This window comes from Microvirga ossetica, from assembly GCF_002741015.1.
Lineage (GTDB): Bacteria > Pseudomonadota > Alphaproteobacteria > Rhizobiales > Beijerinckiaceae > Microvirga > Microvirga ossetica.
Genome location: NZ_CP016616.1, coordinates 5330109 through 5350202, shown reverse-complemented (window position 1 = coordinate 5350202; position 20094 = coordinate 5330109). Strand labels below are relative to the sequence as shown.

General features: G+C 64.5%; 16 protein-coding genes. 13 read left to right on the top strand and 3 right to left on the bottom strand.

What is annotated here, in order from left to right; translation table 11 throughout:
• Positions 1 to 299 precede the first annotated feature (299 nt).
• The 10 genes from BB934_RS25495 (at position 300) to BB934_RS25450 (ending at position 10671) form a co-directional block, all read left to right on the top strand.
• The gene (locus BB934_RS25495; protein ID WP_099513214.1) at positions 300 to 1076 is read left to right on the top strand and encodes a FadR/GntR family transcriptional regulator; all 777 of its coding nucleotides are present in this window, start codon (positions 300 to 302) and stop codon (positions 1074 to 1076) included.
• Complete coding sequence (locus tag BB934_RS25490) at positions 1066 to 2124, top strand: ABC transporter ATP-binding protein (RefSeq protein WP_099512185.1); 1059 nt, start codon at positions 1066 to 1068, stop codon at positions 2122 to 2124. The genes BB934_RS25495 and BB934_RS25490 overlap by 11 nt, the downstream gene beginning before the upstream one ends.
• A complete protein-coding gene (locus BB934_RS25485; protein ID WP_099512184.1) occupies positions 2124 to 3224 on the top strand; it encodes an ABC transporter ATP-binding protein in 1101 nt (366 codons plus the stop codon). The genes BB934_RS25490 and BB934_RS25485 overlap by 1 nt, the downstream gene beginning before the upstream one ends.
• A gap of 42 nt (positions 3225 to 3266) precedes the next feature.
• Entirely contained in the window at positions 3267 to 4766 is a 1500-nt protein-coding gene (locus tag BB934_RS25480; RefSeq protein WP_099512183.1) for an ABC transporter substrate-binding protein, read from the top strand.
• Positions 4767 to 4842: 76 nt separating this feature from the next.
• Entirely contained in the window at positions 4843 to 5790 is a 948-nt protein-coding gene (locus BB934_RS25475) for an ABC transporter permease (RefSeq protein ID WP_099512182.1), read from the top strand.
• On the top strand, positions 5787 to 6662 hold the full coding sequence (locus tag BB934_RS25470; protein WP_099512181.1) for an ABC transporter permease: 876 nt from the start codon (positions 5787 to 5789) through the stop codon (positions 6660 to 6662). The genes BB934_RS25475 and BB934_RS25470 overlap by 4 nt, the downstream gene beginning before the upstream one ends.
• A gap of 27 nt (positions 6663 to 6689) precedes the next feature.
• Positions 6690 to 8483, top strand: a complete 1794-nt coding sequence (locus tag BB934_RS25465; RefSeq protein WP_099512180.1) for a gamma-glutamyltransferase family protein — start codon at positions 6690 to 6692, stop codon at positions 8481 to 8483.
• Between the two features lie 12 nt (positions 8484 to 8495).
• The gene (locus BB934_RS25460; protein WP_099512179.1) at positions 8496 to 9221 is read left to right on the top strand and encodes a DUF1028 domain-containing protein; all 726 of its coding nucleotides are present in this window, start codon (positions 8496 to 8498) and stop codon (positions 9219 to 9221) included.
• Between the two features lie 79 nt (positions 9222 to 9300).
• Complete coding sequence (locus BB934_RS25455) at positions 9301 to 10152, top strand: sulfite exporter TauE/SafE family protein (RefSeq protein WP_099512178.1); 852 nt, start codon at positions 9301 to 9303, stop codon at positions 10150 to 10152.
• Between the two features lie 48 nt (positions 10153 to 10200).
• Entirely contained in the window at positions 10201 to 10671 is a 471-nt protein-coding gene (locus BB934_RS25450) for an opioid growth factor receptor-related protein (protein ID WP_099512177.1), read from the top strand.
• A 15-nt stretch (positions 10672 to 10686) separates the two neighbouring features.
• Here the strand turns inward: BB934_RS25450 and BB934_RS25445 are convergent, their stop codons facing one another.
• From BB934_RS25445 to BB934_RS25435, 3 genes are all read right to left on the bottom strand, one after another.
• Positions 10687 to 12399, bottom strand: coding sequence for an ABC transporter ATP-binding protein (locus tag BB934_RS25445; protein WP_099513213.1), 1713 nt, complete (start codon positions 12397 to 12399; stop codon positions 10687 to 10689).
• 66 nt (positions 12400 to 12465) lie between these two features.
• Positions 12466 to 13275: an ATP-binding cassette domain-containing protein gene (locus tag BB934_RS25440; RefSeq protein WP_099513212.1), complete on the bottom strand. Its 810-nt coding sequence runs from the start codon at positions 13273 to 13275 to the stop codon at positions 12466 to 12468.
• A gap of 50 nt (positions 13276 to 13325) precedes the next feature.
• Entirely contained in the window at positions 13326 to 15485 is a 2160-nt protein-coding gene (locus tag BB934_RS25435) for a TonB-dependent siderophore receptor (RefSeq protein WP_237050373.1), read from the bottom strand.
• A 594-nt stretch (positions 15486 to 16079) separates the two neighbouring features.
• Here BB934_RS25435 and BB934_RS25430 point away from each other — a divergent pair.
• Genes BB934_RS25430 through BB934_RS25420 form a run of 3 tightly spaced genes read left to right on the top strand, consistent with a single transcriptional unit; the run spans position 16080 to position 20060 of the window.
• Entirely contained in the window at positions 16080 to 16988 is a 909-nt protein-coding gene (locus tag BB934_RS25430) for an iron-siderophore ABC transporter substrate-binding protein (protein WP_099512175.1), read from the top strand.
• Entirely contained in the window at positions 16981 to 18948 is a 1968-nt protein-coding gene (gene fhuB, locus BB934_RS25425; RefSeq protein ID WP_099512174.1) for a Fe(3+)-hydroxamate ABC transporter permease FhuB, read from the top strand. Before BB934_RS25430 ends, fhuB begins: the two co-directional genes overlap by 8 nt.
• Before the next feature lie 29 nt (positions 18949 to 18977).
• Entirely contained in the window at positions 18978 to 20060 is a 1083-nt protein-coding gene (locus BB934_RS25420) for a siderophore-interacting protein (RefSeq protein ID WP_099512173.1), read from the top strand.
• Positions 20061 to 20094: the final 34 nt, after the last annotated feature.

The window sequence follows — 20094 nt, the reverse complement described above, 5'->3', positions numbered from 1 at the left end:
ACTTGGCCAGATGAAGCAAGTTTCAGGCCAAAGGACCGCGTCCATCGTCCCCTCGGCAGCCGAGCATTCCGCTGCGTAAATTTTAGGCAGCGGAGTGGGGAGTCTGTAGAGAGCGACGACACCCGTCCGGTTGGGCTGGCCAGGAATCCAGCAGGGGATGAACAACGAACCACCAGTGGACCAGTTGCAAATTGGTTCGCAATTGGGCTAGCGTCGTTTCGTGAACGCCCTCGACCCCGCAAGAAGAGGTCGCAGGAAGCGCCCCTGCAGCAACATTGGTTCGTAGAGCCTTGGATTTCATGTCCGAACCCGATCCATTGACGGATAGCTCCAACTTCGCCCTCGGGCGCTTGCGGGCTCTTCTGGACGACAGCTCGTTCGACGCCGGGCAGCGCCTGCCGCCTGAGCGCGAGCTGGCGGCCCGGATCGGGATCGGCCGCCGTGCCCTGCGGCGGGCGCTGGAGGTCCTGGAAGCAGAGGGCCGGATATGGCGCCATCAGGGCAAGGGCACGTTCCTCGGCTCCCGCCCCGCCCATGCCGCGACCGATCTGGAAGAGCTGGCGAAGCGCACCCATCCGCTCGAGGTGATGGACGCGCGACTGGAGATCGAACCGGCCCTCGCCCGTCTCGCCGCCATGCGGGCCACCAACGGCGACATCGAGCGCCTCCTCCGTCTGGCCGAGAGGACTGCGTCGAGCTCGGACGCAGACGGGCGCGAGCTCTGGGACAGCGCCCTGCACCGCACCATTGCGGAAGCGGCGGGCAACTCTCTGCTCCTGGCCGTCTTCGACATGATCGACCGCATCCGGCAGGACACGACCTGGCGCCTTCTGCGGGAGCGGGCGCGCTCCGGCGAGCGCCAGCAGATCTATGTGGAGCAGCACCGCCGCGTCATCGCCGCCATCGCCCAGCGCGAGGCCCATGCGGCGGAGCAGACGATGCGCGAGCATCTCGAGCTCGTGCGGGACGGCCTTCTCAAGGTCATGACCAGCCCCCTGCCCGACCGCATCGACGGAAGCGTTCCACCGGAACCCGTGACAACAAGCAACAAGGATCGAATTCGCCATGGGACATGAGGCGGTGCGGCAGCCGATCACCAAGATTCAAGACCTGAGCAGCGCCGCTACGGCTTCCGACGCTCCCCTTCTGACGGTCCAGGGATTGTCGGTTCGCTTCGATGGCGCGCCCAAGGGCATCAACGTGGTCGACGACGTGTCATTCTCCGTGAGCAAGGGCAAGACCCTGTGCATCGTGGGCGAGTCCGGTTGCGGCAAGAGCGTCACGTCGCTGGCGCTCATGGGCCTCCTGCCGACGCCGCCGGCGCGGATCGTTGCAGGCACCGCCCTCTTCGATGGCAGGGACCTGCTGACGCTCTCCGAACGCGAGCGTTCGGATCTTCGCGGCGACCGGATGGCCATGATCTTCCAGGAGCCGATGACGTCGCTCAATCCCGCCTTCACCATCGGCGACCAGATCGCGGAGGGCATCGCCCGGCATCGCAAGGTCTCGAAGGCCGAGGCCTGGGAGCGGGCGCTCGATATGCTCAAGAAGGTGCGTATTCCCGCGCCTGAAAAGCGCCTGCGCGCTTATCCGCACGAAATGTCCGGCGGCATGCGCCAGCGCGTGATGATCGCCATGGCGCTCGCCAACGACCCGCAGCTTCTGATCGCCGACGAGCCGACAACGGCGCTCGACGTGACGATCCAGGCGCAGATCCTGACCCTCATCCGCCGACTGCAGGAGGAGACCGGCACGGCCATGATGCTCATCACCCACGATCTCGGCGTGGTGGCGGAAGTCGCCGACGAGGTCGCCGTGATGTATGCCGGTCGGGTCGTCGAGAGTGCACCGGTCGAGGCGATCTTCGATGATCCGCAACATCCCTACACCATCGGCCTCATGGGCTCCGTCCCCTCGCTCGGCCGCAGGCAAGGCCGTCTCGCCACGATCCGCGGCACCGTACCCCCCGCCGAGCTGATGCCGAAGGGCTGCCGCTTCACACCTCGCTGCCCGTTCTCCGACTCCCATTGTGCGAACGATCCACCGCCGCTCGCCGAGATCCGGCCCGGACATAAGGCACGCTGCTGGTACGCCCCCCTCGAAGTTCACCGTGGAGCCGCCTGATGAGCGTGATGCCCGCAAACGACATCATCCTCGAAGGCGTCGACCTGACGAAGCATTTCGGCGGCGGCGGCCTGCTCGCATTGCCCACCATCGTGCGAGCGGTGGACGGCGTCTCCCTGGGCATCCGGCGCGGAGAGACCTTCGCCGTCGTCGGAGAATCCGGCTGCGGCAAGTCCACATTGGGCCGGCTTCTCCTGCGCCTGATCGAACCGACCGGCGGAGACGTGCGCTACGAGGGCCAGTCGATCCTGAAGCTCAACAAGAGCGATCTGCGCAAGCTGCGCCGCGAGCTGCAGATCATTTTCCAAGATCCCTACGCCTCGCTCAACCCGCGCATGAACGTGGGCGACATCATCGCCGAGCCGATCTGGCTGCACAATCTCGCATCCGGACGCGAGAAGCGCGAGCGCGTGGCCGACCTCATGCGGACCGTCGGCCTGTTGCCGACGCACTCGGACCGCTATCCGCACGAGTTCTCCGGCGGCCAGCGCCAGCGCATCGGCATCGCCAGGGCACTCGCGGGCGATCCCAAGCTGATCATCGGCGACGAGCCGGTTTCCGCGCTCGACGTGTCGATCCAGGCGCAGATCATCAACCTGCTCGAGGATCTGAAGGACCGCTTCGGCCTCACCCTCGTGATCGTGGCGCACGATCTCGCCGTCATCCGGCATATGAGCGACCGCGTGGCCGTCATGTATCTGGGTGAGATCGTCGAATTGTCGGACACGGATGCCCTGTTCGACAACCCGCTGCATCCCTACACGCAGGCTTTGCTCGCGGCGATCCCCGTTCCGAGCCCCGCAAACCGCCAGCCGAAGGCGCTGCTGCAGGGGGATGTGCCGAGCCCGGCCGCTCCGCCCCCCGGCTGCCGCTTCCACACCCGCTGCCCCCATGCACGGGCGCTGTGCAAGGAGCAGCACCCGGTGCTGGAAGCAGCGCCCGACGGACGGCAGGTCGCCTGCCATTTCTGGCGCGAAATCCAGGGAGCGGGCGCTGGTTCCATCAGCGCGCCGCCCCCGAGCGCGGCGCTCGCCAAGCGCCTGGCGCTCTACCGAACTTGGCGCGAACGGCAGGATAAGCCCGTCGCGACGAGCCCCTGAACTCAGAGGACAATACCCAGAGGAAGATTGGAGGACTACGAAATGAAGAAGAGACTGCTCCTTGCCTTGGCCGCCGGGCTCATCATGAGCACCGCGGCCTCCGCGCAGACCCTGCGCATCGGTCTGAACGAAGACCCGGATGTGCTCGATCCGCACCGCGCCCGCACCTTCGTCGGCCGCATCGTATTCACCTCGCTGTGCAACAAGCTCGTCGACATCACCCCCGACCTGAAGTTCACGCCCGAACTCGCAACGGAGTGGAGCTGGGGCGACGACGGCAAGTCGCTGACCTTCAAGCTGCGTCCTGGCGTGAAATTCCACGACGGCGAGCCGATGAATGCCGCCGCAGTGAAGGCCAATATCGAACGGGCCCGCACGCTGCCGGACTCTCTGCGCAAGAGCGAGCTGACCTCGGTCGACAACGTCGAGGCCGTCGACGACCTCACCGTGAAGGTCAATCTGTCCCGCCCCGACGCGACCCTGCTCTCGCAGCTCTCCGACCGCGCCGGCATGATCATGTCGCCGAAGGCCCTCGCCTCGGCCGACTTCGCGCAGAAGCCGATCTGCTCGGGCCCTTACAAGTTCGTCGAGCGCGTCCAGAACGACCGCATCATCCTGGAGAAGTTCGCCGATCACTGGGACGCGAAGAACTTCGCCTTCGAGCGCATCGTGTTCCAGCCCATCCCGGACACCACTGTGCGCCTCGCCAACCTGCGCTCCGGCAACCTCGATCTCATCGAGCGTCTGGCGCCGAGCGACGTTCCCGCTGCCAAGGGCGACTCGAACCTCGTCTTCGCGCCCGTCTCTGGCATCGGCTACCAGGGCCTGACCATCAACACCAATAACGGCGAGCGTTCGAAGTCGCCCCTCGGACAGGACAAGCGCGTGCGCCAGGCCTTCGAGCTGTCGATCGACCGTAACGTGATCAACGAGGTGGTGGGCGCCGGCATCTATCCGCCGGCGGGCCAGCCCTTCCCGGAAGCGAGCCCCTACAACAATCCGAAATTCGCCGCCAACAAGCGCGACGTCGCCAAGGCGAAGCAGCTGTTGAAGGAAGCGGGCGTCGAGAAGGTGAAGTTCGAACTGACCTTCGGAACCGGCACGACGGCTCAACAGATCGCCGAGATCATCCAGGCGATGGCCGCCGAGGCGGGCTTCGAGATCTCGCTGCGGCCGACCGAGTTCGCCGCCATGCAGAAGGAGGCCCAGGCCGGCAACTTCGACGTGAACGTGATCGGCTGGTCCGGCCGCGTCGATCCCGATGGCAACATCCATGCCTTCGTCACCTGCAAGGGTGCCTTGAACGACGGCAAGTACTGCAACGAGCAGATCGACAAGCTCCTCAACGACGCCCGCGTCACCAACGACGAGGCGAAGCGCAAGCAGCTCTACGATGCCGCGCAGGAAATCCTGAAGCAGGATCTGCCGATCATCTATACCTACTACCAGCCCTGGCCCTTCGTTCATGCGAAGAAGCTTCAAGGTTTCAAGCCTTATCCGGACGGCATGATCCGTCTGAAGGGCGTGAAGTTCGCTTCCTAAGACAACCGAACACCGCGTGCCCGGCTTAAGCAGCCGGGCACGCCCACACTTTCTCTGAAGCAGGTTCCATGAGCTGATGCTGCGCTACATCGGACGACGAATACTGATAGCCATTCCGACACTGATCATCGTGTCGCTTCTGGTCTTTGCCCTGCAGAAGCTGCTGCCGGGCGATCCGGTGCTGACCATGGCGGGCGAGGAGCGCGATCCTCAGGTGCTCGCCTATCTGCGCGAGAAATATCGCCTGGACGATCCGATTCCGGTTCAGTATTTCGCCTGGATCGGCTCGGCGCTGACCGGCAATCTCGGGATCTCGCTGCGAACCGACATTCCGGTGCTCGAACTCATTCTCAGCAAGCTCCCCGTGACCCTGGAACTGGCCATCATGGCCATGATCGTCGCGCTCGCCATCGGCATTCCCACCGGCATCATCTCGGCCGTGAAAAAGGGAACGGCGGTCGACTACACCGCCAACGTCGTCGCCCTCTCGGGCCTGTCCATTCCCAATTTCTGGCTCGGGATCATGCTCATCATGCTGGTCTCGGTGCGCTGGAAGCTGCTTCCGGCCTCCGGCTTTGTGCCGCCGACCGAGGATCTGTGGCTCAACATCAAGACCATGATCATGCCCGCCTTCGTGCTCGGCACGGGTCTTGCCGCGAGCCTGATGCGCCACACCCGCAGCGCGATGCTCGGCGTGATGCGCTCGGACTATATCCGCACCGCCCGCGCCAAGGGGCTTCTATCCCGGAAGGTCATTCTGAAGCACGCCCTGCGCAACGCGCTCATTCCCATCGTGACGCTCTCCACGCTGCTCTTCGGCGAGCTTCTCGCCGGCGCCGTGCTCACCGAGCAGATCTTCACCATCCCCGGCTTCGGCAAGCTCATCGTGGACGCTGTGTTCAACCGTGACTACGCCGTGGTGCAGGGCGTCGTTCTCTGCACCGCCGTCGGGTTCATCTTCATGAACCTCCTGGCCGATGTCCTTTACGTCCTCGTCAATCCCCGCCTGAGGCACGCCGCATGAGCGCCACAGCCATTGTCGCCGATGAGGTCGCGCTGCCCAAGAAGCGCAGTCGCGTCCTCGCAAAGTTCCTGAAGAACAAGAGCGCCGTCCTCGGCGGCGCCATCGTCCTGTTCTTCGTTCTTGTCGCTCTCATCGGCCCTTACTTCGCGCCTTACGATCCGATCAAGCCGAGCTTCACCAGCATCCGGAAGATGCCCTCGGCCCTGTTCTGGTTCGGCACGGACGAACTTGGGCGCGATCTCCTCTCGCGCATGCTCTGGGGCGCTCGCGCCTCCATCATGGCGGGCGTGGTTTCGGTCACCATCGCCATCGTGCTCGGCGTGCCGTTCGGCCTCGTCGCCGGCTATTTCGGCGGCTGGATCGATGCGGTGATCTCCCGCGCCACCGACGCCATGCTGGCGATCCCGTTCCTCATCTTCGCCATCGCGCTCGCCGCCTTCCTTGGCCCAAGCCTTACCAACGCAATGATCGCCATCGGTCTCTCGGCCATGCCGATCTTCATCCGCCTCACCCGCGGCCAGGTTCTGACGGTAAAGGCCGAGGATTACGTCGAGGGCGCGCGGGCCATCGGCCTGCCCGACTTCTGGATCATGCTGCGCTATGTTCTGCCGAACGTGCTGCCGCCGATCCTGGTGCAGGGCACGCTCACCATCGCAGCCGCCATCATCGCAGAGGCGAGCCTGTCCTTCCTCGGTCTCGGCCAGCAGCCGCCGAACCCGTCCTGGGGCTCCATGCTCAACACGGCCAAGAACTTCATGGACCAAGCGCCCTGGATGTCCATTTTCCCCGGCACGGCCATCTTCCTGATCGTGCTCGGATTCAACCTTCTCGGCGACGGTCTGCGCGACGCGCTCGATCCTCGCGAACAGTAATAACACGCCAACTCTGGAAGCAGATTCATGTTTACGACACGGCCCGAAATCCTCGGCACCTTCGGCATCGTCACCTCGACCCATTGGCTCGCCACAGCGGCAGGCATGGCGATGCTCGAAAAGGGCGGCAACGCCTTCGACGCCTGCGTCGCCTCCGGCTTCGTGCTGCAGGTGGTCGAGCCGCATCTGGTCGGCCCTTCCGGCGAAGTGCCTGCGGTGTTCTACTCGGCCAAGACCAAGAAGGTCGAAGTGCTCTGCGGCCAGGGCACCGCGCCGAAGGGCGCGACCATCGCGCATTACAAGAGCGAAGGCCTCAAGCTCATCCCCGGCAACGGCATGCTCGCCACCGTCGTGCCCGGCGCCTTCGATGCCTGGATGCTGCTGCTGCGCGACCACGGCCTGCTCTCCCTGAGAGAGGTGCTGGAGCCCGCCATCTATTATGCCGAGCACGGCCACCCGCTGCTGCCGCGCGTGTCGGACACGATCAAGGGCTTGAAGGAATTCTTCGAAACCGAGTGGCCCACCTCCGCCGCCGTCTTCCTGCCCGGCGGCGAGGTGCCCAGGCCCCGCCAGCTCTTCCGCAACCCGCAGCTCGCCGATACCTGGAAGCGCGTCATCCGCGAGGCGGAAGCGAAGGGCAGCGACCGCGAGGCGCAGATCGAAGGCGCGCGCAACGCCTTCTACAAGGGCTTCGTGGCCGAGGCCATCGACGCCTTCGTGCGCAAGACGGAGGTGATGGACCAGAGCGGCTCGCACCATCGCGGCGTGCTCACGGGCGACGACATGGCGAAGTGGTCCGCAAGCTATGACGCGCCGCAGACCTACGACTATCATAACTACCGTGTGAACAAGATCCGGCCCTGGGGCCAGGGTCCCGTCTTCCTGCAGACGCTGGCGCTGCTGAAGGGCTTCGATCTCGCGGCCATGGGCCCGACGAGCGCCCGGTTCGTCCACACGGTCGTCGAGGCCATGAAGCTCGCCTTCGCCGACCGCGAGGCCTATTACGGCGACACGGATTTCGTCGATGTGCCGATCCAGACGCTGCTCTCGGATGCCTACAACGACGAGCGCCGCAAGCTCATCGCCGACACCGCGTCGCGCGAGCTGCGCCCCGGCCGCGTCGAAGGCTACGAGGACCAGGTGGAGCGAACCCTGAAGGCTCTGCGCGATCTCTCGACCACCGACAAGAAGATCTCGGGCGGCGAGCCGACGCTCGCCTCCATGCGCTCGGCACGCCGCGGCGACACGGTTCACATCGACGCGGTCGACCGCTTCGGCAACATGATCGCCGCCATGCCCTCCGGCGGCTGGCTGCAATCCTCGCCCGTCATCCCGGAACTTGGCTTCATGCTCAACTCGCGGGCCCAGATGTTCTGGCTCGAGGAGAACCTGCCCGCGAGCCTCGCACCCGGCAAGCGCCCCCGCACCACGCTCACGCCGACCTTGGCGGAGAAGGACGGCGAGCCCTACATGGTCTTCGGCTCGCCCGGCGGCGACCAGCAGGAGCAATGGCAACTCCTCCTCTTCCTGCGCCATGCCCATCACGACCTGAACCTGCAGGAGGCCATCGACCAGCCGATGTCGCACACGGCGCATTTCCCGTCGTCCTTCTACCCGCGCGAGCAGAAGCCGGGGCATCTCATGGCCGAGGAGACCTATGGCGCCGAGGTCCTCGACGATCTGCGCGCCCGCGGCCACGAGGTCGAGGTCGCACCGGCCTGGACGGTGGGACGTCTCGTGGCGGCAAGCCGCGACAAGGACGGGTTGCTGCACGGCGCTGCGACCCCGCGCCTGATGCAGGCCTATGCGGCCGGGCGCTGAGGAGCACGGCCCATGACATGGTCGATCATCGCCAAGGATCCCGAGACCGGCGCCTTCGGCGTTGCCGTCACCACCAAGTTCTTCGCCGTGGGAGCGCTCTGCCCCCACGGCGGCGCCCGCATCGGGGCTCTCGCCACGCAGGCGCTGGTCAATCCGCTCTACGGCACGGACGGCATCCGCTTCCTGGCCGAGGGCCGGAGCGCAGAGGAGATCGTGGCGGTTCTCACCGAAGGCGATCCCGGCAGGGAATCCCGCCAGCTCCACGTGATCGACCGGGACGGCCGCACCGCGGCCCATACGGGCCGCGACTGCGTCGACTGGTGCGGGCACCTCACGGATGAAGGCGTCTCCGTCGCCGGCAACATGCTGGCAGGGCCGATGGTGATCCAGGCGACGCTCGATGCCTACAAGCGTCGCGCCGACCTGCCCTTCGCCGACCGCTTTATGTCGGCGCTCGATGCGGGACAAGCCGAGGGCGGCGACAAGCGGGGCAAGCAGTCGGCGGCCATCAAGATCTGGCGTGACGAGCCCTACCCCATCCTGGATCTGCGCGTCGACGATCATCCCGAACCCCTGGACGAGCTGCGCCGCCTCTACGGCGTCGCCCATGAGCGCTTCCTCGCCTTCATGGATGCCATGGCGACCCGCGCCAATCCTGGCGGCATCACGGACCGGTCCTGGATCGACCAAAAGGCGCGCGAATATCAGGAGCGGCTTGCCGGCAGCGCCTCCGCGTAGGGCAGCCCTGCAACAGCCTCACTTGCCGTGGGATGCAAAAGATCCTACGGCCCCTTGCTGACGATTGATGGATTCTCCGATGTTTGGCATTCCCCTGTTCGATCTGGCCTGGCTCGTGGTCGCCCTCCTGGCGGCCGGAGCGATCACCGGCCTGCTCGCCGGCGTGTTCGGCGTCGGCGGCGGAGCGGTGGCCGTGCCGATCCTCTACGAGCTCTTCCGGATCCTCGAGGTTCCCGAGGAAGTGCGCATGCCGCTCTGCGTCGGCACATCGCTCGCCATCATCATCCCGACCTCCCTGCGCTCCTTCTCCGCGCACAAGGCCAAGGGCGCCGTCGACATGACGATCCTGCGCGTCTGGGCGGTGCCCGTCGTTCTCGGCGTCGCCATCGGCAGCGTCATCGCCCGCTATGCGCCCGCAGACCTTTTCAAATGGGTGTTCGTGATCGTGGCCGGCATCTCCGCGATCCGCCTGCTCTTCGGCAAGGACAGCTGGCGCCTCGGCCTCGACATGCCGGCAAAGCCGATCATGATCGCTTACGGATGGCTCATCGGAATCCTCTCGGCCCTCATGGGCATCGGCGGCGGCCAGCTGTCGAACCTGTTCATGACCTTCTACAACCGGCCGATCCATCAGGCGGTCGCCACCTCCTCCGGTCTCGGAATTCTGATCTCGATCCCCGGCGCCCTCGGCTACATCTATGCCGGATGGCCGCATATGGCGGATTATCCGAATGTGATCGCCTTCCAGCCGCCGCTGGCGCTGGGCTATGTCTCCCTCCTCGGCTTCGTGCTGTTCATCCCGACCAGCACCTGGATGGCACCCATCGGCGCAAGGCTGGCGCATCGGCTGTCCAAGCGCAGGCTCGAGGTGGCTTTCGGCATCTTCCTCCTTCTCGTCTGCGCGAGGTTTTTCGCGAGCCTCTTCCCTTAAGCCATCGTTTGATGTCAGTCTGTCGAGGTCATCGCGGAGGCTGCACCCATGGCTCTACCGACGACAGGACCTCTCCACGCCTATCTCGCCGGGACCGGACGCGACAGCCGGGGACGACTCGCGAATGATGTGCTCGGCTACTCCGATGAGAAGCTGGAGGAGGTTCACGATTACATCCAATGGCTGTTTCCCCTGAAGGCCCGCAGCGCAGCCCAGCCGCAATCGCCGATTCTGAGCGCTGCCGAGGTCGAGGGAATTCGCGCCGATCCGCAGGCGCGCGATACCCTGATAAAAGCCTCCGAGCGCATGCTCCGGTTTTACGGGACCACGCGTTGGTGGCTTACGGGCTACGATCACAATCACCTGCGGATCACGCGGATCATTCACAGCCTGGGGCTGCTGATCGGCCCCGAGGAGGCCCGGCGCTTTCACGAGGCGATCCTCGCGCTTCACGACGCGGCCGGATCGCCGGTCAACGCCCGCAGTCTGGACTACTGGGCCGAGGCGGCAGGCCGGTAGCTCAAGAGCTCTTGCTCACCGGAACTGCGCCTCGCTCAGGCGAGTGTAGATACCGCCGCTTCCCAGCAGCTCCCCATGGGTGCCCTGCTCGACGATGACGCCGTGATCGATGACGGCGATCCGGTCGGCGTTGACGATGGTGGCGAGGCGATGGGCGATCACGAGCGTCGTGCGTCCCTTCGACAGTTCGGCCAAAGCCTGCTGGATCGCCCTTTCCGTTTCCGTATCGAGGGCCGAGGTGGCCTCGTCGAGGATGAGGATCGGCGGGTTCTTGAGGAAGATGCGCGCGATCGCGAGGCGCTGCTTCTGGCCGCCCGAGAGCTTGACGCCGCGCTCTCCGATGACGGTGTCGAGACCAGCCGGAAGGGAATCGATCACCTGGTCCAGCCGTGCCCTGCGGGCGGCATCCCGGATCTCGGCCTCGCTGGCTTCGAGGCGGCCATAGGCGATGTTCTCGCGGATGGTGCCCGCGAACAGGAAGACGTCCTGCTGCACGATTCCGATCTGGTTGCGCAGCGACCGGAGCGTCATGTCCCGGATATCGATGCCGTCGATCGTGATGGCGCCGCTGTCGACCTCGTAGAACCGGGGCAGCAGCGAGCAGATCGTGGTTTTTCCCGCACCCGAGGGACCGACGAAGGCCACGGTCTCGCCGGCCCGGATTGTCAGGTCGAGGCCGTTGAGAACATCGCGTCCCGGCGAATAGCCGAAACGGACATTTCGGTACTCGATATCGCCCCTGAGCTTGCTGACATCCCTCGCTCCTGGACGGTCCGCGATGTCGGGCCGGGTATCGAGGAAGGTGAGGTAGCGCCGGAAGCCCGCAATGCCCTTCGGATAGGTCTCGATCACCGAGTTGATCTTCTCGATCGGGCGGAAGAACACCCCGACGAGGAGCAGGAAGCCGACGAAGCCGCCGGCGCTGAGTTCGCCCTTGAGCACCAGATAGCTGCCGGCAACCATCACGACCATCTGGATCAGGCGCATGCTGAGATAGCTCAGCGACGTGGAGGCCGCCATGATGCGGTAGGCCTCCAGCTTCGTCTTGCGATAGCTCTGGTTGTCGGCGGCGAACAGGCGCCGTTCGTGATCCTCGTTGGCGAAGGCCTGGACGACGCGGATGCCGCCGACATTCTCCTCGATCCGGGCATTGAAGTCGCCGACCCGGCCATAGAGCGCCTGCCAATTGCGCGTCATGCGCCCGCCGTAGCGGGTCGTCAGCCAGGCCGTGAGCGGCACCACGAGAGCCGTGATCACGGCCAGTTGCACATTGACCGTGAACATCAGGGCGAAGGCCCCGACCAGCGTCATCAATGCGATAAAGAGGTCCTCGGGCCCGTGATGGGCGACCTCCCCGATCTCCTCCAGATCCTTCGTGAGGCGCGCCACCAGATGTCCGGTCTTCTGGTTGTCGAAGAACCCGAAGGAAAGCTTCTGAAGGTGGTCGAAGGCCTTGCGCCGCATCTCGGTCTCGATGTTGATGCCGAGCATGTGACCCCAATAGGTCACCGTCGCCATCAGGCCGGCGTTGAGGACATAGATCACCAGCAGCAGAGCCGAGGACACTGCGATCAGCCCCCACTGGCCGGTCGGCAGCAGGGTGTCGATGAAGAGCTTGACGGCGATGGGAAAGCCTAGTTCCAGCAGGCCGGAGGCGACGGCGCAGGAAAAATCCAGCACGAACAGCCCACGATGGGGCCGGTAATAGGCGAAAAATCGATTGAGCAGCGGGCGCATGGCGGAACTAGGTACTGCCCGTGGCCTATGACGGCAAGCGGCAGGTTGAGGGCAGGCTCAGCGGACGAAACTGACGGGCTGGCCGGTGACGGGATGGGGAATGACGTCCATGGCGATGCCGTAGATCGCCTCGAGGCGGCTCGGCGTCATGATCTCATCCGGGGTTCCGCGGGCGATCAACCTGCCTCCGTGCAGCGCGAGGATCTCGTCGCAGAACCGGGCGGCCATGTTCACGTCGTGAAGCACCACGACCACGCCGAGACCGCGCTCCCGGGACAGGCGCTGGACGAGCGCCAGGACCTCCACCTGATGGGTGATGTCGAGCGCGGAGATCGGTTCGTCGAGCAGCAGGAACTCGGCATCCTGCGCCACCAGCATGGCGAGCCAGACCCGCTGCCGCTCGCCGCCCGACAGCGTATCGACCAGACGGTCGGCGAAGGGCTCGACATCGGCCAACGCCATCGCCTCGGCGACCTTTTCCCGATCGGTCGCACTGACGCGACCGAGCGGTCCGTGCCACGGATACCGGCCGAGCGCCACGAGTTCCCGGACGAGCATGCCCGAGGCCGGTGGCGTCTGTTGCGGCAGATAGGCGACCCGTCTTGCGAAGGGTCTGTCGCCCCAGTCGGGCAACGCCTTGCCCTCGAAGGAGATGGTGCCGCGGGAGGCGGGCTGCTGGCGCGCCAGCAGCTTGATCAGCGTCGACTTGCCGGAGCCGTTGTGCCCGATCAGGCCGATCACCTGCCCTGCAGGGAGGGACAGGCTGAGAGGCTGAAGCAGCGTGCGTTCGGGGATCGCGAAGCTGACATCCGTCAGTTCGAACAGGGGAACCCCGCCAGCATGACTTGGGCGTAAAACGATCGTCATGGCTTTCGGCATGGCAGCGGCGGCGCCGTCCGGAGACGGTGCCTTCCCCGTTACCACTTGTAGCTCGCCTTCAGCGTCGCGACGCGTCCTGCGCCATAGTTGCAGGTAAACTGCGTGTCGCAGGACGAGACATATTCGTTATCGAACAGGTTGTTGACATTGAGCGCCACGGTGAAGTTCTCACGCGTGTAGCGGATGCCGGCGTCGAACACGGTCGCGGCGAGAACCTCCAGGGTGTTCTCGTTGTCTACATAGGAGAAGCCGACATAGCGAACGCCCGCGCCGAAACCGAGCCCTCTGAGCGGACCATCCTGGACCGTGTAGTCCAGCCATCCCGAAGCCATGATCTCGGGCACCACATTGGGGCGATTGCCGATCAGCAGCGGGTTGGTGTCCTTGGTGATCTCGATGTCGTAGGCCGTGAATGCGGCGAGGGCCTTCAGACCTTCGGTGATGTTGGCCTGCCCTTCGAGTTCGAAGCCACGCGAGCGAACCTCACCGAGCTGAACGTCGAAGAAGGGGTTGACCGGATCGGACGTCAGGGTGTTCTGCCGCGTCAGATCGAACAGCGACACCGTGATCAGCGCATCGAAGGCGGTCGGCTTGTACTTGAGGCCGACTTCGAATTGCCGACCGATCTCGGGAGCGAACGCATTTCCAGAGAAATCGGAGCCGATGACAGGGTTGAAGGACCGGGACAGGGCGACATAGGGCGTCATGCCGTTGGCGAACTCGTAGCCCAATCCCAAACGGCCGCTGAACTCGCCCGCTGTGTCATCGAAATTGGCGTTGCCGACCGTGTCGGTGCTCTTGGTCGTGACGTAATCGTAGCGGCCGTTCAGGGTCGCGATCCAGCCCGTGCCGAAGCGGATCTGATCCTGAGCATAGAACCCGACCTGGTTCATCGTCAGGTTCTGGTCGAGATACGGAACGGTCGGGCCCTGCGGCGTGCCGTAGATCGGGTTGGTGGCGCTCAGCGGCGTACCGCCGCCGGATTCCTGGATATGGTCGATGTTGTAGTACTTGTAGTCCAGGCCGAGAAGCAGCTTGTGGCTGAGCGGTCCGGTGTCGAACTTCGCCTCGGCCTGATTGTCGAGAGACGCCGTGTTCACCACCGTGTGATGCTGGAAGCCGATGCGGTAAAGCAGGTTGTTCGGCCCGGTGGGCGTCGAGACCGGGAAGCCGGTCGCCGGGTCGAGATAGCCATAGGGATAAGGACCGCGCTCCCTGGAATCGGTATAGGCGTAGCGGAAGTTCTGCCGGATCGTCCAGATGTCGTTGAGGGCATGCTCGAACTCGTAGCCGACCATGGTCTGGTCGCGGCGATAGAGATCGATATCGGGCTCGCTGTAATAGAACCGGCGAGAGATGCGCCCGAACGAGGCCGGCACCACCGTGCCGACGTAAGGCAGGAAGCCGCCGGTGTGCATGAGATCCATGTGCTGGTAGGAGGCCAGCACGGTCAGTGCGGTGGCTGCACTGGGCCGGAAGGTGAAAGCGGGCGCAATGACGCCGCGAAAATCCTCCGCGATCTCCGTTTCCCAACCGCCGCCGGAGACCTTTCCGGTCAGGCGGTATGACCAGATCTTGTCCTTGTCGACCGCACCGCCGAAGTCGAATGCGGCATAGCCGTTGCCCCAGGAGTTGATCCCGGTCTCGACATAGCGAAGGGGTTCCGTGGTCGGGCGCTTGCTGACGAGATTGACGAGGCCGCCGATAGACGAGCCGCCATAGAGAGCGGCAGACGGTCCTTTGAGGACCTCGATGCGCTCGAGGACGAACGGATCGATATAAAAGCCGCCGAAGCCGTATTGATAAAGCGGCAGATTGTTCAGGAAGACGCCCGTCTGCCCGGCATCGAAGCCACGGATGAAGAACCAGTCGGTGTCGGAATCAAGACCATAGGGCTGAGCAAAGACGCCAGCGGTGTAACGCAGCGCCTCGTCGACTTTCTGAGCCTGACGATCTTCGATCTCTTCGCGGCCGATGACGGAGACCGATTGCGGGATCTCCTCGATGGGCGTGTCCGTCTTCGAACCCGTGGTCGTGCGATTGGGAACATATCCGTTGACGGGACCTGTCCCCGATCCGACCTGCCCTTCGACGGTCACGGTCTCGAGGGCGATCTCGCCGGTGGCCGGCTGCGTCTGGGCCCAGGCATGCCCGCTCGACGCGACCATCAAGGAGAGAGACACAAGGCTCACGCCCATACTCAAAACATAACGACGATTCATGGTGTCCCCGGGCGTTCGATGCCGAAGCCCAAAGGCTCCGCGCACGCGCTCATCAGCAATATTGCCTGAGTATGACCATGCCCTAAGTGAGGCAAGATTTATGTTTTCGAAATACTCTAAACTACAGTTTATAATGATTTTAACGAAGCGATTTTCCCTTTTAAACCCTGTGGCTGAAGGCTTAAGCTCTGATCCGGACCATATGAAGCGACTATGTCAGTGTCACCGCAAAGCCACTTTCTGTCGGGGCAGCCATGCCCAGATGCGTGCAATGCAACGATGGTCTTCCTTGAGCGCAAAGGTCGGGAGCGTTCTTTTGAAACCTTCCAAACTATTACAATCACTCATATTTTAGGAGAAAGCCATTGACGGCGGCGAATTTGCCGGTCATCACGGCATCGCATTCTGGGCTACGTTCGAGCTCGCTTCGGAAGAGCCTCGAGGTCGAGTGACTGCACCGATCCACGCCATCAAGACTATCGAATACAGAAGTAAATCGTGTGTTGCCGCAAGTATTGAATGCAATACACCACATTCCCGCAGGACGTTTCTGAAGTCAGCCATACGCCGATGCATCCCACCTATCAAAGCAATGCATTCGCTGTGACCCGGCGTAGTCTCCTCGGCGCAGGGCTTGGCCTGACCTTCATCCGCAAGGCGCATGCCGACGGATATCATCGGATCGCCGTCGTCGACTGGGCGATGCTCGAGACGCTGCTGGCCTTGAATGTCGTACCGGTCGCTGCAACGGAGCTCGTGCAGTTTCGAAAGATCGCCATCGAGCCGCCTGTGCCGGAGCAGGTTGCCGATCTCGGCCTTCGCGGCTCTCCGAACTTCGAGATGATGCAACTTGCGAATCCCGATCTGATCGTCAGCTCGCCCTGGTTCGCGTGGGCGCGCGGCAATCTCGAACAGATTGCTCCCGTCGCGTCCTACACGATCTACGAGCCGGGGCGTCCCCCCTATGCCGCCGCCGAGCAGGTGACGAAGGCCCTCGGCGAGCGTCTCGGCAGAGCGGAACAGGCCAATGCTTATGTCGACGCATCCCTGATCGAGATCGAAACGGCGCGCCGGAAGATCGCGGAGCGTACCGCGAGGCCGGTTTATCTCATCAATCTCGGCGATGCGCGCCACTTCCGCGCCTTCGGCGCCGACAGCATGTTCGGAGACGTGCTTCAGCGTCTCGGCTTCACCAACGCCTGGTCGAAGCCGACGAGCTACGCCGCCGCGGCGCCCGTTCCCTTGGAAGCATTGGCGGCAATGCCCGAAGCGTCGATCATGATCGTCTCGCCAGTTCCTTCGGATGCGCAGAGCACCCTTGCGCATAGCCCCTTGTGGCAGGCACTCCCGGCAGTGCGCGAAGGCCGCGTTTTCGTGCTCGCCCCGGTCAATCCATTCGGAGCCCTTCCCGCCGCGCGGCGCTTCGCGAGGCTTCTGACGGAAGCGTTTTCCGGAAGCGGGACGCTCATCGATGGTTAAGGCGCTGACCCAGCATCCCTCCACTTGGGCATGGATTCTTGCGGTCGCCATGGCGGCCGGCCTTTGCGCGTATCAGGTCTTGAACCTGCTGCCTCTATCCGCCGGTCAGAGCTTCGATCTCAATCGCATTCTCCTGTTCAACAGCGTTCTTCCCCGTGCAGCCGTCGCGCTCCTTGCCGGCGCGGCGCTCGGGCTTTCGGGAGCCCTGTTGCAGCAGGTGCTGCGCAATCCCATCGCGGATCCCTCCACTCTCGGCATCGCCTCGGGCGCGCAGCTCGCCATGACGGCCGCGACCTTGTTTGCGCCGGCACTGATGGATACGGCGCGAGAAACCGTCGCCCTGGCCGGCGGCCTCGGAGCGGTCGCCCTGCTTCTGTCTCTTGCCTGGAAGCGAGGGCTCGAGCCGGTCACGGTCGTTCTTGCCGGCATGGTCGTGTCCCTGATTGCCATGGCCTTGAGCGCCACGCTGATCCTGGCGAACGGCGAGTACATGATGTCCCTTCTGATCTGGGGCAGCGGTTCGCTGACGCAGCAGGGTTGGAATCATGCGCAGGCCATCGCGATGACGCTCGTCGTGTCCCTCGTTGCGGCCTTCATCCTGATCAGGCCGCTCGAAATCGTCGGTCTCGACGATGCGAGTGCGAAGAGCCTCGGCGTCAACCTTCTCGCTCTGCGCTTATTGGCATTGGCAATTGCCGTCTGGCTCGCCACGACGGTCACGGCGGAGGTCGGGATCATCGGCTTCATCGGCCTGGCTGCTCCGACCTTCGCGCGGCTATGCGGCGCCCGCAGCCAGAAGGATATCCTCATATCCGCTCCCCTGATCGGAGCAGCCATACTCTGGTTGACGGACGGTCTCGTGCAGCTCGCGGCCGGAGGCTCCGCCGAGATGGTGCCGACCGGCGCGGCCACGGCGCTGCTCGGCGGACCGCTGCTTCTGTATCTCCTTCCGCGCCTCAGATTCCTTCGTCGCTCCCCAGCCTCCCTGCCGCTCGCGTCGGAACGGCGGATTGCCCGGCCCGCTCTCCCGCTCGTCGCTCTCCTGCTGCTTGCTCTGGTCACGATCGCGCTGGCGCTCGTCGTCGGACGGGGTCCCGATGGCTGGAACGTGGCGACCGGTTCGCTCTTCGACGCTCTCCTTCCGTTTCGCGCACCTCGCATCGTTGCCGCTGCGGCAGCCGGCGCCATGCTGGCCGCGGCCGGTACGATCCTCCAGCGGATGACCGGCAATCCACTCGCGAGCCCGGAAGTGCTGGGCGTCAGCGCAGGTGCGGGCGTCGGCCTGGCGGCCGTTCTCTTCGCTCTCACCGCGCCGGGCATGGGGGAGCGCCTGCTGGGAGCAACGGCGGGTGTCGCGGTCGTTCTCGTAGCACTCCTCGCAATCGCCCAGCGCCAGGAGGAGAATTCGGAGCGGCTCCTTCTCGGCGGCCTCGCGGCCGGTGCGCTCTGCAACGCGCTGGTCAATGCGGCGATGATCACCGGCGATGCGCGCGCCTTTCAACTTCTCGCCTGGATCAGCGGCTCGACGAGCCAAATCAGCTGGACCGAAGCGTGGATCGTGCTCGCCGTCGCTCTGGTTCTGCTGGGACTTCTGCCGCTCCGGACACGCTGGCTCGCAGTTCTGCCGCTGGGAACGGGGCAGGCCCGCGCCCTGGGATTGCCGCTCAGGGCAAGCCGGACGATCCTCATCCTGTTCGCGGCAGGCTTGACGGCGGCAGCCTCGCTCGTCGTCGGCCCCTTGAGCTTTGCCGGCCTCGTCGCTCCGCATATGGCGCGGCTTCTCGGTTTCGGACAGGCGCAACAGCACCTGCTCGCATCGATCCTGATCGGCGCCGGCTTGATGACCGGCGCCGATTGGCTCTCCCGGATCGTCAGCTTTCCCTACCAACTTCCCTTAGGTCTCTTCGCATCGCTCATCGGCGGGCCGTATCTGGTCTGGCTCCTGCACAAAAACCGATAGCGGATGCGATCTCTCTTATGGAACGTGCCATGACCTCACTCCTGCGTGCCGAAGCCAAGGTCGCCCTTGCGGGCCCCGTGCAGATGATGGACAAGCTCTGCGAGCATTTCATCGAGCATGGGATCGTCGATCGCTCCGAGCGCTCCGCGCGCCTGGAATTCGCCTATGGAACGGCGTCGATGGAGGCGGATCGAGACGGCCTCCACCTTCGTGCCGAAGGATCCGACGCGACCAACCTTGCCTATGTCAAACTGAGCCTTGCGGAGCACATCCTGGCCTTTGCCGAAGGCGAAGCGCCGCGCATCGCATGGTCGGGCGATGGTGCCGCCGGCGCGCCCCTTCCCTATTTCCGGGAAATGCGGGTCGTCGGCGCGAGCAGCATCACGCCGCGCATGCGCCGGGTCAGGCTCAAGGGAGCCGATCTCGGGCGCTTCGCCGTCGGCGGCATGCATGTGCGGCTGCTGTTTCCCCCGAAGTCCGGAATCGTTCCGCAATGGCCGGTCACGGGAGAAGACGGCCGGCCCGTCTGGCCGAAGGGCGAGGATCGTCCGGTGATGCGCGTCTACACGATCCGCGAGATCGATGTGGAGCGTGGCGAGATCGATATCGACTTCGTCATTCACGAGGGCGACGACACGCCCGGATCGACATGGGCGCTACAGGCATCGCCGGGAGACGTAGTCGGTGTCATGGGACCCGGCGGCGGCGAGCTTCCGGCCGCGGACTGGTATCTCTTCGCCGGCGATGAAACGGCGCTCCCCGCCATCAGCCGCATCCTGGCGGAGCTTCCGGCGGAGTGCAAAGCCACCGTGCTGCTGGAAGTGGCGGATGAGACCGAAGAACAGCCGCTCCGGTCAGCCGCCAACTTGGACATCCGCTGGATGCATCGGAAGGGTGCGCCGGCAGGAAGCACGACGCTCATCGAGGAAGCCGTCCGCGGCATCGCCCTGCCGTCGGACGAGCGCCGCCGCTTCATCTGGGCCGGATGCGAGCAGACAAGCTGCCGCTGCCTGAAGAAACTGCTGCGCAAGGAATGGAAGGTCCCGACGTCGGAACATCAGGTCGTCGCCTATTGGCGCGCCGGCCATACGGGCGACAACGTCGACCATTGAAAAACTGCCGCAGAGGTTTTTTCCCTGCGGCTCG